The sequence below is a fragment of the Thermogemmatispora aurantia genome (assembly GCF_008974285.1).
GTDB lineage: Bacteria > Chloroflexota > Ktedonobacteria > Ktedonobacterales > Ktedonobacteraceae > Thermogemmatispora > Thermogemmatispora aurantia.
Genome location: NZ_BKZV01000003.1, coordinates 708,932 through 724,177 on the forward strand (window position 1 = coordinate 708,932; position 15,246 = coordinate 724,177).

At 65.7% G+C, this 15,246-nt stretch carries 5 protein-coding genes and 1 CRISPR repeat array (1 of these 6 running past the window's edge); all 5 genes read right to left on the reverse strand.

Annotated elements, in window-relative coordinates; genetic code table 11:
• Positions 1–146: a CRISPR direct-repeat array (repeat unit 37 nt; unit sequence GTCAGAATGCTTATTTAGCCCGCTCTGGGATTGAAAC); it begins 649 nt to the left of the window's first position.
• 430 nt (positions 147–576) lie between these two features.
• Entirely contained in the window at positions 577–2,565 is a 1,989-nt protein-coding gene (gene drmB, locus KTAU_RS12530; protein WP_151728688.1) for an MrfA Zn-binding domain-containing protein, read from the reverse strand.
• Positions 2,562–6,254: a DISARM system helicase DrmA gene (drmA, locus tag KTAU_RS12535; RefSeq protein ID WP_151728689.1), complete on the reverse strand. Its 3,693-nt coding sequence runs from the start codon at positions 6,252–6,254 to the stop codon at positions 2,562–2,564. The genes drmB and drmA overlap by 4 nt, the downstream gene beginning before the upstream one ends.
• A gap of 277 nt (positions 6,255–6,531) precedes the next feature.
• Positions 6,532–10,923: an Eco57I restriction-modification methylase domain-containing protein gene (locus KTAU_RS21595; protein ID WP_170293262.1), complete on the reverse strand. Its 4,392-nt coding sequence runs from the start codon at positions 10,921–10,923 to the stop codon at positions 6,532–6,534.
• A 21-nt stretch (positions 10,924–10,944) separates the two neighbouring features.
• Complete coding sequence (locus KTAU_RS12540) at positions 10,945–11,181, reverse strand: hypothetical protein (protein WP_151728690.1); 237 nt, start codon at positions 11,179–11,181, stop codon at positions 10,945–10,947.
• A gap of 8 nt (positions 11,182–11,189) precedes the next feature.
• On the reverse strand, positions 11,190–14,507 hold the full coding sequence (gene drmD / locus KTAU_RS12545) for a DISARM system SNF2-like helicase DrmD (RefSeq protein WP_228026434.1): 3,318 nt from the start codon (positions 14,505–14,507) through the stop codon (positions 11,190–11,192).
• Between the last annotated feature and the right edge of the window lie 739 nt (positions 14,508–15,246).

Below are 15,246 nucleotides of genomic sequence, written 5' to 3' on the forward strand. Positions count from 1 at the left end.
AGAAAGAGCCTTGATGAGTTCTGGCGACATGGACCTCGTCAGAATGCTTATTTAGCCCGCTCTGGGATTGAAACTTCCCCGGACCAATGCCGATGCCGCAGATCTCGAAGTCAGAATGCTTATTTAGCCCGCTTGGGGTTGAAACTCCTCCAGGCTCGTGGCGAGGGCATTCACAATCTCGGTCAGAAGGCACGCTTCTCCCGTCTGGGAGTTGAAATGTCTCAGACCCTACGAGCGAGATGTAAGGGGTGAACACGTTACCCGCCTGCGATGGGACGGGAAGCGCTCGACTACACCTCAGTACCTTAGCCCGTAGTCGAGGTCTGCCCGCCTTCTGTCCCCACCCGGCGACGAAGGACAAAAAAAAGGCCGCAGGAGCGCCATACAGCGTCAGCTAAACGCTCTCTGTGCCTCTTGGGGGATGGAAGAAGAAAAAAAGAAGAGAGAAATCAGCACGGCAGAACAAGGCAGGCCAGACTGAACCTGGCCTGCCCCCTTCGCCTTCCTCCGCACCTGACACCTACTCAACCCGCTGCTCGTTCGCCAGCTTCCCGAAGCGCTCAGCCTTCACTCCACTTACCGGCTCACTGGCCCACCAATAAATAGCTCAGGGAAAAGCTCCCCAAAGAAGGCCAGCCCCGCCCGCTCTGGCACAATCGTCGGTACCAGGAGGCTGCGATCCAGATACTTGTTTCCCCGCTCACACGAGGTCTCGGGCAGAAACAAACAGGCATGACAGGCCGCCTGGTGCAGCGAGCCGTCGCCAAGCGCTCTATGCTCGGCGCAGAGGGGGTCGGAGGTGCAGATCTGCATATGCTCCAGGGCCGCCCGCAAGTGCCGCCCGAGCTGCACCGGCTCCCCCAAACTCACCAGCCCCCCTAATGTGCCCTCGCTGTCGGGCGCCGCCGTGTAGAGCAGAATGCCCGCCATCGGTCCGTCCTCATCCTCCGGCCCCAGGGCATAAATGCGCTCCCGAAGGCTGGCCGCCCCATAGCCACACTCCAGCGTGAGCTGCCGGATCAGCGCATGAGCCAGCGAGTGCAACAGGACATAGCGCAGGCCCGGAAAGGTCCCCGGATCAGCGAGCAGACTGTGACGCCGCCGCCAGTCGCAGTGCGCCTTGATAAAGTCATTCTGGTAGAGGCTGCCCATCAGCCGCTCTTCCCAGGCCCTCAGCGGCTCCTCGCGGAGCTGCAGAAAGATGCCCTCGCCACGCACTTCAATGGCCGGCACCCAGCGCGGCCCCTGACGACTCAGGCGCACACGCTCAGGCTTGCTCTGAGGGCTGCTGGCGCTCAGGTCGAGCAGCTCATCCGGGGCCTCGATGCGCGTGAAACCGATCATGGCCTGGACCTCGCGCAGCCGCTCAACGAGAACCACCCGCTCCAGAATGTCGGCGTAGCCGTCCGGCACCGCTACGGGCTTGAGACGGAAGTCGTCGGCGTCAAGGACGCTCTGCGGCTGGCTCAAGACGCGCCACTCCGGTACCTTGAGCAGGGAGGGCCCGCCATACTTGCTCTCGCCCGCCTCAGCCTCCTCTTCCTGCTCACGCTGGCGCCGGGCCACTACCGCCCAGATCTGCCCGTCTTCATAGGCTTCCAGGGAGCCTGCGAGCTGACCGATGCTCTTGAGCAGGGTCACCCCCTCCTGGCTGGTCACCTTGGAGAGAAGGGCCCAGTGTTGGATGACAAGCTGCTCCAGCGGGTCCCTGACTTCAGGGACCGCCAGGGTCGAGAGCAAGAGGGGAAACCAGCTATTGGAGGCCCCCAGCAGAATGGCCCGCGGCGTTTCGTTGCAGTCTTCTCGCTGGCGCAGGTGCGGGTGTCGCCCCGGGCAGGGCGGCAGATGTTTGGCCGCCTCCGAGCCGAAAGCCTCAGACATGGGCTTCTGAATGCCACATTCGTCGCAACGCACCTGCACATCGGCGGCTTCGCCGCTCACTCCGATCTCTATCAGCCTGAAACGCGCACGGGGACAGGGCTTTCCCTGGTGTACATAGTAGTGCCAGGGGAAGTCGTCCAGGTGGCCGTTGCGACAGGCCATGAGGAAGCGCGCCGGCAAGACCGTCGGCGGCTTGCCACGCTTGGGGCAGTGGGTGTGCACGTAGCGCGAGCGATCGGGATGAAAGGGGTCTGTCCGCAGCTGAAAGAGGCCCGATCTGATGGAGGCCAGTGTGCGACAGGCCGGACAGAGCAGCCAGCGCGGGAATGGCGTGACCGGAATGCCAACCAGCTTGCTGGGGTCAAAGGGATTGGCCGGGCCGTTCTCTTCGGCGGCGCGCGGCAGGGCCTGCAGCCGCTCTACTTGCGGCCCCAGCACGGCCCGCACCGATTGGAGCAGACGCTCCTCGTGAATGTACTCGAGTCCGTCGGGCCGGCCATAGGGCAGGGTGCTTTCCCAGTCTTCTAGCCCCATGACCAGCACCGAGAGATAGGGCAGGTCGACAATGGCCCCGACTCCATAGGTGAAGAGGAATTGGCTGGGGCGCAGCTCGCCCACACTCTGCCGAAGCCCGCGCTTCTTGCCAGCCCCGGCGCCCGCTCGCTTCGATCCGTTTCCACTCATGCCTCAGTTGCTCCTTCCGTCTGCGAAGATGAACGATCAGCGCTGGCCTCGTCGCCCGCGCTCAGGTTCCCTTCTCCCTCGCTCTCGTCGGCCTCGTCGAACAGCTCGCGGTCGTCAAGGATCAGCTTGACCGTCGGCTCAACGTCGCGCAGGGAGTCCAGGCAGCTAAAGAGGTCCCAGGAGCCTTGTCCGGCATGCTTGAGCAGACCGACTCGCTGGTCGCTCGCCTGGTCGGTGTAGCCCAGGAGTGAGCCGGAGCCTTCTTGTTCCCGCGCTTTGCGTTGCCAGGCTTTGATACGCTGCTCCAGCATCTCTTCGACCAGCTCGCCGCAGCGCTCGTCTCCCGTGACGGCCCGCGCTCGCACCGGCAGGTCAAGGCGGGCGGCTCTGGTGTAGCGCTGGAAGGCTAGCCGGTAATCGTCCTGGCTGACATGCTGGGCCCCGCCGTTGTCGTTGAATTCTTCGCCGAGGAGACGCACGTAGCCTACGAGCAGGGCCGTCAGTCCGCGGTCCAGGGCCCGCGCGGCGAAGGGTGTGATGGAGAGGGCTTCAACTTGCCGGTAAAAGGTGGCGTGGTAGTGCTCGAAGGCTTCGTAGTGCGAGAGGTCGCGCGGTCGCGACCAGTTGAAGACGACACAGACCAGCCCCGGGGCGGCACGCCCGACACGGCTGGTGGCCTGGATGTATTCGGCGGTGGTCTTGGGCTGGCCGCTGACAACCATCAGGCCCAGGCGCTTGATGTCGACGCCGACCGACAGCATGTTGGTGGCCAGGAGGACGTCGATGGGCCGCCGCTCACTGCCTTCGTGGCCAGGGCCAAAGGGCTGCTCAAGCTGGTCGAGCACTTTGGGGATGTCGACGGAGCTTTTGCGCGAGGTGAGTTCTTCGAGGAGCAGGGTGTGCCGCCGGGCCAGGCCGCGCCGGTCCATGCGTCCCAAACGGGAGCGGACGTCGTCCTCTACCAGGCGCCGCATGCCGCCCAGTTCGTTCATGGAGTTGAAGTAGCCCACCAGGGTCATCCAGGGGTCGACGCTGGGGCCGTAGCGCTCGTAGAGGTATTGGGCCGCCGCCAGGCAGGCTACGTAGACGCGGATGAGGACGGCTTTGAGGCGGCGCCCGCTGGCGCAGATGCCGAGGTAGCGCCGCCCGGGCCGCTCGGGGCGCTGGCGGGCAAAGAAGTTGTCTTCGGCGTTGAGGCCGGCGGGCGGAAAGATGTGGGCTTTTCTCAGGAAGAGGGCATGGAGCTGTTCGCTGGCCCGCCGCACGGTGGCTGTGGCGGCGATGACTTTGGGCCGCACGCTCTGGCCGTCCAGTTCCCAGGTGCAGAGGCGGTCGATGAGGCTTTCGTAGAGGGCCACCAGGGAGCCGAGCGGACCCGAGATGAGGTGTAGCTCATCCTGGATGATGAGGTCGGGCGGGCGCAGGGGCGGATGCTCGCGGGTGCGCGCCGCTTTGAGGGGCGAGAACGGCCCTTTGTGGTGGGCGGGATGTTCGTAGCGGTCTCGCAGGTCCGGCCCCCAGAAGCCATGTCGCTCGCAGCGCCTCTTGACTTGCCCGAAGAGGATTTGGGTCGCTCCGCGCCAGGGAAGCTGAGCAAATTTGTCAACGGTGGCGATGAGGAGGGCCGGCGGCTGGCGATAGATCTCTTCGTCGACGACGAGGACAGGTAGCCCTTCGTCGGGGCTGTTGCGCCGGCAGAAGGGGCAGCGGCCTAGTTCGTCGCCACAGTAGATGAAGGTGCGTCCGCGGGCGCTGCCGACCGGTTCGGTGCGGATGTGCTTGCCGGGGTCGATGGTGCTGCCACACCAGGGGCAGGCCAGGAGCTGGTGCGGGCTGCCGATGCCTCCCAGGCTGCCCAGGTATTGGTGGGTGCGGTCCCGCTGGATGGCTTCTTCGCTCTGTTCGGTGGTGTTGGGGGTGGTGCGCTGGCCTACCCAGAGGCCGAGGCGAAAGGGGACCTCTCCCCAGATCTCGGGCTGCTCGCGTCGGATGAGTTCGCAGGCGCAGACGAGGGCGGCGGCGCGCTGGAATTGTTGGAGGGTGAGGAGGCGCAGGGTGTAGCGCATGAGGACGGCGACGCCGTGCTGGCTGTCGCGCCCGCCGAGGTTGCCTTGCAGCCGGCGCATGGCGAAGGTGTAGGCGGTGAGGCCGAGGTAGGCTTCGGTTTTGCCGCCTCCGGTGGGGAACCAGAGGAGGTCGGCGATGGCTTCGGGGCTGGTGCTGCGCTCGGGATGGCGCGGGTCGCTGAGGGCCGGCAGGTTGAGGAGGATAAAGGCGAGCTGGAAGGGCCGCCAACTGCGCCCTTCGGGGCGGTCGTAGCTCTCCAGGGGGTCGCTTTTGCCGTGGCGCCTTCCGTCGGCCCACTGGCTATGCAGGCGCTGCTGCCACATGGCGCGGTTCATGAAGGCAAAGGCGCGCTGGGCCTGGGGGTTGCTGGCCAGCAGGTCAAGGCCGGCCTGGATGCGCTCGCAGGCGCGCCGGCATTCGGCCAGGGCGCGTTCGGCGACCTGCCGGTGCGCTCCGAGCCGGCTGGCCGGGTCGTTGAGGCTGGCTTGCTGGCGGTCGATCCAGGCGCTGTAAGCCTCGACCAGCGGCTGCAGGCGCGGGCGGTAGTCCTCCGGCGCCAGTTCGGCCAGGGCTTTCATGTCCAGCAGGAGGCCGCTGAGTTCGGGGATTTCGTCCGCGGTGGGGGCCTCCATCGGCGGGACTTCGTAGATGGGGACGACGCGGGTGCTGAGGCGCGTGGCGCGCGTGGGGTCGCCCGGCAGGACGTCGGCATGGACGCTGACGTTGTGGCCGATGGCAAAGGTGGGATGGTTGCGGTAGAGCATGGCCATTTGTTGCTCTTCGGGGTCACCCTGGCCGCCCGCCAGGGTGAGCTGGCTCTCAAAGAGGCTCTGGCGAAAGATGGGGGCGCCGTCCGGGGCGCTGACGCTCAGTTCGGGTTGAAAGACCCAGGCCTGGTCTCTCAGGCGCTTGGGTTCGTCTTGTTCGTTGACCAGGAAGAGGGAGACTGACCAGCGCTCGCCGATGCGCCGCGCCAGGCCGCGCACGCGGACGTCGGGCTGTTCGTCGCAGGGGGACCAGGGGCCTAGTTCGCCGTTGCGCAGGGGGAGCAGGAGGCTGCCCCGGCGCTGCTGCCGCTTCCAGACCCGGCTGGCCCGGCTCTGGCTCTCAAGCGGGTGCTGGCTTTCGGTGCGCTGGTAATGCCCCCAGGCGGCTTCGACCAGGAGGGCGCTGACCACTCCTTCCACGGTGAAGCTGAGGCCAATGGAGGAGGGGCAGAGGCTGGGACTGTAGAGGGTGCTCTCTTCGCTGCTGCCTTCTTCGCTGCTGCTTTCGAGCGGGGGCCGGTCGTCAAGCTGCTCGGGCTGGAGGCGGGCGCTGCGCGGGGCCAGGATGCCGAGCAGGTAGCGCTCTCGGACGTGGTCGTCTTCGACTTCTTCTTCCGGGCCTCCTACTGGCCCGAGCAGGTCTTTGATGATGAGTTGCTGCAGTTCGTCGCGCAGCCGCTCGGGCGTGGGCGCCGGCTCGGGCGCCGACGGCGGCTGGTTCGCTGCCGAGGACGGGGTGAGGCCCTCGACGCCCGCCGCTGGCCCGCTGTCATTGGCTGGCCGCGCGCCGCCGCCAGGCTCGGCGCTGGCCGGCTGCTGTGGCTGCTCTTCCGCTTGCGGTTGGCTCTGTGACATGCCTTGCTTTCCTCCCTGGGACGGTCAGGTTCGTCGGATCAGGTCGGTCGGGTCGGGTCGGCCCCGCTGCAGGCCGACTGCGCGCCGCTTCTCTGGTGTGCGCCGGAGGGGCGTCAGGCCGGAGGTCGCTACGGCGTCTACGCTTCCCTTCTGTTATTTCTAACGAAAGGAAATATATCGAGTAACATGAAAGGTTGTTCAAGTAAAAGCGGCTGCTTGCTGACCGGCCTGGGGTCGACGCGGGGTAGCCGCCCCGCCGGCGCGACGCGCTGCCGCGCTAGCCGTGGGCCAGGCCCCAGGCGGCGCTGTCGCCGGAGTCGTCGGGCTGCTCTTGCTGGTCGGCGTCGGCTGGCTCGGTCAGGGGGATGAGCGGTTCAAGCTGGTAGGGGCCGGCCCGCTCGCGCAGGCGCCCGGGCTGGTGCTCGTTCTGGTCCGGCGGGGCTGGCGGCTGTGGCCGCTGGCTGCCGCTCGGGCGCTTCTTGGCCGGCTTTTTGCGGCTGGCTTTGAGGCCCAGGGCGACCTCTTCGGCGTGGCGCTGGTGGTTGAGGGCCAGCAGGCGCCGCAGGACTTCGCGCCGCGCGCTGTCGCTGAGGGTGTAGCGCAGGCCCTGGGCGGTCTCGTGGAAGTCGTGGCCGAGGTCGAGGTCGTGCCAGCCGTAGGCGCGGGCGACGGCTTCGTCCATCTGGCGGTGCAGGGCGCGCAGCTCTTGCAGCTCGGGCCGCCTGTCGCCGGGATCGTGAAAGCGGTTGTAGAGTGCGGTCAGGCCGATCTGCCAGGCGCGCAGGAGCCCCTGCCGATAGTCGTAGTAGCGCTGGCCGATGGCCTCCAGGCCGCTGAGGTCCGCCGGGAAGGGAAAGGTTTCAAAGCAGTCGGAGGGGGTATATTGCATATCTGCTTTCAGCGTAGAGCTGTAGGCACGCGCCCAGACTTCATGAATGCTAGACTGGAGCAAGGCAAAGGGACAGTCGACAAAGACAACAACTTTTTCATTATAGACCCAGCCAGCGGGGACCCAGGTGATGGCATGCATATCGGCAATTCGCGCCCGTACCAGCACCCGCTCCAGCCCCTTAATCGTAGCGTAGAGCGCAGAGGCTCTACGTCCATAGAGCCACCAGCGCTTGGCCCGATCTTTGGCTGTCTGATTGTCGCGCTGGCCCAGCAGGTCACGCTGCGGCTTGACCTTCTCGCGCACGATCTTCAGACACTCGGGATACTGCTCGGCGCGCTCCAGCGGCCAATCATGGAAGTTGATGACCCAGCGGCTCGGCGCCTGGTCCGGGCGCGAGTTCAGGTCTTCGCCGCTGAGATAGGGGAAGAGCACGTCGCGGTAGCGCGGGTCTTTGGCCAGCAGCCCGGCGGCCTCCTCGGGCGTGAGCACAAAGCCCATTCCGAGCACAATCGAGCCTTGAAACGATTTGCCCGCGTTGGCCGCCAGAGGATAGGGCTTCCCCTGGCCCTCCTCGCTGGCCCGCAGGAACGAGGAAATGGCCCTCACCGGGCGCTCATCCAGCAGCCTTGGCCCGCGCCAGTCCCCATGATAGAGCCAGACCTGGGCAACATAGAGGTTGGCCTCGCCCGGCCAGCGCCGGCTGCTGACGGCGCGCGCGATCGACCAGCCGCGGGCGACGATCTGCTCCAGGCCCACCTCGCGCGTATCGCCCTGAGCGATCGTATTGGTCGCCAGCAGCCCGCCCAGCCCACCCTGGCGCACCAGCCCCGTGGCCCGCAGATAGAAATAGGCGCACAGATCGGCGCTGCCCCGCTTCTCCCCCGCCAGCCAGCGAATCAGATACTCGCGATAGAGCGTCCCCAGCGCCCCCGTAATGCGCTGGCCTCCCATAAAAGGCGGATTGCTCACCAGCGCATCAAAGCCGGCCTCCGGCGTCGCGCCCTCAGCGCCCGCCTCGTTCACAAAGACCTCGGGAAACTCCAAAACCCAATGGAAGGGGCGCCGCCTCTCCAGCAGCGCATCGACGCGCGCCCGCAGGCGCTGATAGGCCGCCTCCTGCAGCACCTGCGTCAGGGCCGCCAGCGGCTCGCGCAGCCGCTCCTGCAGGCCGGCCACCAGGACGGCATACTCCTGCACCAGCTCCCCGTCCACCTGGCGGCGCCGCTCGGGCGGCTGCAACTCCAGCGCCACCAGCAAATCGGCCCCCAGGCGCACCACATCCATCGCCCGCTCGGCCTCCTCCTGCCACAACTGCTTCATAAACACCGCGTAAAGATCCGTCTCTGCCAGAGCATGGATGCGCCGCCGCCGCTCCAGCGCCAGCACCAGCACCTGGCGCACCAGCTCGGCCAGCCACGGGCGCTCGACGGTCTCCTCCTCTTTCAGCGAAAAGCGCAGCAACTGCTCCAGGCCCACCCCTACCAACGAATCGCCGCAGCGCAGGGCATGGCCCAAGAAGAGCAGCGGGCGCCCGCGGCGCATCGTCACCAACCACAGCGACACCTGCGCCATCTGCACCGCCAACGGATTGCGATCGACCCCATAGAGACAATGCTCCGCCACCAGGCGCAGCGCCAGCGCCTCACGCTCCTCAGCCTCCTCCGGCAGCGGCTCATCCAGCTCCTGACGGCGCGGGCGCCCATCAGGAGTCAGCGCCGCCAGCGACGGCAACTCCGCCGCCTCCGGCGGCAGCGCCTCCGGCTCCTCGGCCTCCTCCGGCAGCGGCACCCCCAGCAACGACAGACGGCGCGGAGCGCGACCCTCCCGCAGCGCCGCCGCCTCCTCAGCCGCCTCGCAGGCCCGCCAGGCCTCCTGCAAGCGCTCCGCCAGATAGCGACAAGCCTGCACCAGAATCGCCCCCGACCCCATCGCAAAATCGCAGACCCGCAGCCCCAGAATCTCGCGCGGCGAACGCAAGCGCCACTCCTCCGGCGGGCGGCCCTCGGCCACCCCCGCATAGACCAGCGGCTCCAACGTAAAGCGCACCAGCTCCTCCGTCAACCAGCGCGGCGTATAATGCGTCCCCGTCACACGGCGCTCCGGCCCCTCCGTCACATAGAACGACCCCGGCAAAATCACCAGCGGCCTCCCGAACGTATCCGTCCGCAACAGCCCCCCGAAGCGACGCACCCGCACAAAGAGCGTCTCATCATTATCGCAAGCCGTCCGCAAATGATCGAGACGGAACGGCCACTGCTCCGGCGGGCGATCCAGGGCGCGAGCCAGCGCCGACACCTCAGCCCCCGTACACTCAGCCAGAAAGCTCAGCAGCGCCTCACGGCCCTTCGCCAGCTCCTCCTCCAGGCGACGCAGCGGCACCTCACACTCACGGCGGCGCGGCCAGGCCAGACCCAGAATCGGCTCCTGCGCGCGACGCACCTGATGATCCAGCAAGCCCTCATAGACATGGCCGATCTGCTCCACATCCAGAGCGCGGAACGAGACGCGGCGCCGCTCCAGCGACCCATCCAGCCCGCGCGCCTCCAAAAACTGCAGCGCCTCCAACAAATGCAGCACCGTCCGATTATGCACCCGCGGAGGGCGGGCCGGCGTCCGATACCACTGCGACCCCTCGGGGCGGCCCTCCAGGAACGGGAAGCGATCAGGATCAAAGAGCGGGCTACCATAAGCGGGCAATTCCAGCTCTGGGAGAGGCGAGCCGGCATAGACCAGACGGAAGGTCGCCAGCAAGCGCGACCAGGCATCAAAGCGGCGCTCCAGCACCTCCTCACTCACCTGATCGGCCAACTCACGCAACTGCGCCTGCAGCGTCGACACCGCATAATTCTGATCATAAATCGCATTCCCCAGCAACAACAGCCCGCGCTCCTCAGCCGACAGCAAGACCACCAGGCGCATCATCACCGTCAGCGCCGCCTCAAACAAACGCTCCTCCGACACCGAGCGCAACAGCTCACGATCCATATCGCGGTCCACCTCATCCAGCGAATGGATCAGCACCTCCAGCGCGCGGCGCACCTGATAGCCGAGCTGCGTCGTCACCTCCTGCTGATACGCCGCACTCTGCTGCAGCAAGCCCTCCAGCGTCTCCTCAGCGGGGACACCAAACAAGCGCTCCGGCGACAACAACGCGCGGAAAGCGCGCAGCGTCAGCGGCTCCTCCAACCAGAGAGGGGCCGACCAGGTCACATAGCCGGTCGTCTCGCCGCGCGGCGCATGCACCAACATCCAGCGCTCCCCATTCGTCACCAGGCCCAGGCGCACATCGCAGGCATGCAACAGCTCCATCATGCGCGTCGCCGGCGAAGCATGCCACTGAGCCTTGGGCGGCGCCTTCTCCAGCGACTGCGTCGGCGGCCAGAACTGCACCAGCACCCGCGGGCGACCCGTATCCGGTTCCAACAGAGCCAGATTGGGGCGCAGCACCTCCGTACAGGTCGGATCAGGATCGGGGACCGGCGCCTGAAGATCGGGCGGCAAGCGCTCCCCCTCAGCCAGCCACTCCGGGCGCCAGTCCAGCACCTCGGTCAGCACAAAGCGCAGCCACAGCTCATGCAAGCGAGGCTCCGCGCGCCAGCCGGACTCAGACGCCGCCCACTCCTGATACGCCGCCTTCAGAGCGCGGCGCACCTCCCCCTCATCCCGCGCCATATCCAGGCCCTGGGGAAAGACCCGCTGCACCACATCCAGACTCAAAAAGGGGCCGGAAATCTCCAACAACGACAGCCACTCAGCATGCTGACGAGCAACGGACATACGACAGCCACCTTTCCTAACCTAGACAACAAATGCCGGCTGATCGAGAGGGCAAACAGCCCCACCGGGGAGCGAGCAGCCCCAGCGGTGGCCAGCCCCAGCATCAGCATCCGCCAGCCAACCGGCCAGGCCTGGCAGATGACCGCTCAACCAGTCCGAGAGCAGAGAGAGCAGAGCCTCCCCAGCAGCCAGCCCGCGCGGCGGAGCAAGAACCAGCCAGAAGAGCAGGTCCCGATCCGTTCCCTGCCGACCCGCCACAGCGCACCTCAAGAAGCCAGATGCTCCGGGATCAAGAACGTCAGCGCCACCGGGAAGAGGCGCGGCTGCGGATTCTCAAAGCGATGGCGGATCAACTCAAGCTCCTGCTCAAGCTCCAGATCGATCTGCTGCAAGCGGCGGCGCAGGGCCGCATAATTGTGCTCACGCTCCTGACGCTCAACATCCGAGAACAGCTCAAGCTGAGCCACCGAAGGCTGCTCCAGCTCCGCCTCAATCGAGCGGCGCAGCTCATCGAGAATGGCGCGCATATCACGCATTTCCTTTTTCTCGCGCTCTTTGAGCGAGCGGAGCAAACTTTTCAAGCGCTCCGCCATCCGAACCTGCAGGGCCTGAAGGAGCGGCTCGCGGCAGGCGGGCCAGACCTTCTGCAAGCGAGCGCGATCCTTCTCAGAAGCCAGCACAGGCGTAGCCCGCGAGAGCCAATACTCCAACTCCCGTTCAGCAAGAGGGACCAGCCTCCCCGGACGCAGCTCCCCGCCGGCGACCAGCAGCTCCTCATGCAGGCGCTGACTATCGCCACCGAGCAGCACCAGGCGCGCATGCGCCACCACCACAGGCTGAGCCGAAGAAGGGGCCTGAGCCAGGCGGGCCGTCACGCGGAACAACTTACGGTGTTCGCCGGACGACCAGATCTCAGCGCGCAGCAAGCGCAGCGACATCGCCACCAGGCGATGATTCAAATGCGCCAGCACCACATCATCGCGCTGACGAGCCTGAACGTGATTAAAGACCAGCGGGCGCTCCTCGCCCGTAAACGGATGGGCCAGGCCCTCCTTACAAGCGGCCCAACTGCCAGAGAGAGACGGGACCGCAAAAGCCTGCAATGGCGGGCGCGCGCCGTGGGGATCGCGCACCTCCACCGGACGCAGAGGAGGCTGCTTCGCCAGCTCCAGCGCCACCGACACCGCCGCCCGCACATTCTCAGGAGTAATCTGCAGCTCGCGCTCACTCTGCTGCAAGCGCTCATGGAGCAGACGGACGCGCTCCTCAAGGCGCTCCTGCTGACGTAGCAGCGCCCGCAGAGGAGCCGCCTCCTGCTCAGCGCGGCGCGTATCCAGCGTGCGGCGGCGGCCTAACATCGCCTCCTCCACCTGCTCAGCGATCACCGGCCCCACCTTGCCCAGATCGGTCCGGATAGCCTCCACGCGGCGCAGCGTATGGGCCAGAAACTCCAGATCATCCTCCAACTCCCCGACCATAAAGCTCTCCAGCGCCCCCGGCGGCACATCGCGATACTTACTACTAACAAAATGATAGATATTCACCTCAGCGGCGCGCTGGCCGTGGCGATCGACGCGCCCATTGCGCTGCTCCAGGCGCATCGGGTTCCAGGGAATCTCATAATGGACCAGGCGATGACAATAATTCTGCAGATCGATACCCTCGGACGCGGCATCGGTCGCCAGCAAGATACGGACCGGCGACTGCTGGGGATCGGCCTGGAAAGCCGCCTTGACGCGCTCGCGCTCGGCCAGGGGCATCCCGCCGTAGAGCAAGAGCAGACGCTCACCCTGGGCCAGGCGGTTGCGGTTCAGCAGCTCGTAGAGCCACTTCTGCGTAGCGCGATATTCAGTAAAGATAATCACGCGCTCAGCGCACCAGGAGCTGGGGCCGTCGGGACAGAGCGTCTGGCGCAGCCAATCCATCAAGACGCGGGCCTTACTATCGGGCTGAGCGCAGGCCTTCTCAGCCAGGGTCACCAACTCATCGAGCAAGTGCAGCTCCTCAGGAGTAGGCTGAGAGAGCACACGGCTGGCCTCCTCCAGCGCGGCCTGCTGGACCTCCTCCAGAACGGCATCATCGTCGCTCTCCTCCTCCAGCTCCTCAAGCTGCCGGCGCAGCACACCGGGGCGCTGGCGTCCGCGCCCGGGCGAGCCGGCAGAAGAGAGGCCCGTCAGCGTCTCCCGATGCTGGCTCAGCGTCAGATAAAAGGCCTGGGGAGAAGAGAAGAGGCGCTTCTTGAGCAACTTCAGCACGAACTCGGCGGCCAGGCGCTCCTCGCTGTTCTCCTGAGTGCGGGCCAGGCGCAGATGCCCATATTTCTGCAGCAAGCGATGGAGGTGGCGCTCCTCCTCGGTATAGGAGACGACCAGCGGCTCCAGGCGGCGCTGAGGGAAGCGCGGCGCCCCATCCCAGGCCTGCAGATCGGATTTCAAGCGGCGCACCATCACCTGATGCAACTGTTTTGGATTCACGGGCACGCCGCGCGCGAAGCGCTGGGGATCGAGCAGCTCCAGGAGGGCCGTAAAGCTCTCGGGGTAGCCATTATGAGGCGTAGCCGAAATGAAAATCTTATGTTCAAAGTAGGGAGCGATGCGGCGCAGAGCGCGCGTGCGCTGAGAATCGGTGGCATAGAGGCCGCGCCCGGCGGGGGCCACATTGTGGGCCTCATCGACGATCAACAGATCGAAAGGCCGCATATAGGAGGGCTTCTTACGCTTCTGCTCCTTGGGCCTGGACTTTTTCCCGGGCGGAGCGGGCCGCAGGACTGGCGGCTCCTCCGCCTGTTCCGCATCTTCCGCTGCCTCGGCCCGTTGGGCCTCGACCGCCTCGCTAAAGAGATTGAGCATACGCTCGCGCTTGAGAAAATCGATCGAAGTAATCAGGCGAGGGAAGTGGGTCCAGGGATTGACATAGAGGCCGCGCTCACGGCGGAGGCGGCGCATGCGCTCGCTATCGAGAATGCGGAACTCGAGGCCGAACTTATCGCGCATCTGGTCGCGCCACTGCATTTGCAAGGAGGCGGGGCAGACGATCAGCACCTGGCGGGCGCGGTGGCGCAGGAGCAGCTCCAGCGTGACGAGGCCGGCCTCGATAGTTTTGCCGAGGCCGACATCGTCAGCGATCAAGAGATTGACGCGGGGCATCTCGATCGCGCGGACCACGGGATCAAGCTGGTATTCTTCCAGTTCGATGCCGCTGCGAAAGGGGGCCTGCAGAGCCTGGGTATCGACGCTGGCGATGGCGCCCCAGCGCACGGCGTTGAGGAAGGTATCGAGGCGTTCGGGGGCATCGAAGCCATCAGGCTCGGGCAGGGCGCGTTCCTCGACGATGCGGGCCCCTGGCTCCAGCTCCCAGATGATTTCCAGCTCTTCGCCAAGGGCGTCGTCCTCGATCGAGGTCAAGGTGACAATGTGATAGGGCTGATGCTCATTAACAACGTGGGAACGGAGAAAGAAGAAACCTTGCTCATAGATGATCAGAGGGCGCGTCGGGCCGCTGCGCACATTGGCCACGGCGTAGCGTCGCTGGCGCACCTCGACGAGCTGGCCGGGGGCGGGCGGCTGCTGGGCAAGAGCCGTCATAGTAGAACGATCCTCCTCGCTGGGACCGAGACCGGACGCAGGCCGACCCGCGCTGGCGCGCTGCTGGTGAGCCGGGCTGCGCGCGGCCAGGTTTGCTGCCGTATTCTGCTGCGGCGCGGCTGCGGGCGGGCCAGGCCCCTGATCAGCTGGCCGGCTGGCTAGCCGGTGAGTTGCTTTGTCGGTTAGTTGGTTAGTTCGTTCGCTCGCTCGCTCACGAACGAGCGAGTTGGCCAGGTGGCCGGTCATCGATCCCTGGACTTGCAGTCATATTGATATGCAGCCAGGAACGCAGTTTCACAGTATAACATGGTCGTTCTCTGTCTACAATGGGTGATTTTGAGGAAGTGGTCATTGCAGAGGCAGTGCACTGCTCCTGAAGGGGAAGGCGAGTAGCTGGTGAGCCGCTGCAGCGGCAGTCGAGCGCTGTCGGGGCAGGTGACGAGTGGGCGTGCTGGTTTTGTGATGCGCATTTTCTGGACTACTTATATATTTCTCATCATTTCTATCATTTATACAAATGATCATTTTTTACAGCTCATGCTGTTCGCTTCGAGGATCGCAGTGCCCGGGTTTTCATGCAGCGATGCTCGAATGGCTTGGCAGGCCGCGTCAGGGCCAGAGTGGCTGGCATCATGACCGCGCAACAGCGGTCACTGATGACCGTTTTTTTGGGATGCTCGAAAAGGCTTGACTGAGGCCGCCTGCGATGCTATTCTAGAGAGGGTACCGTCAGAATGCC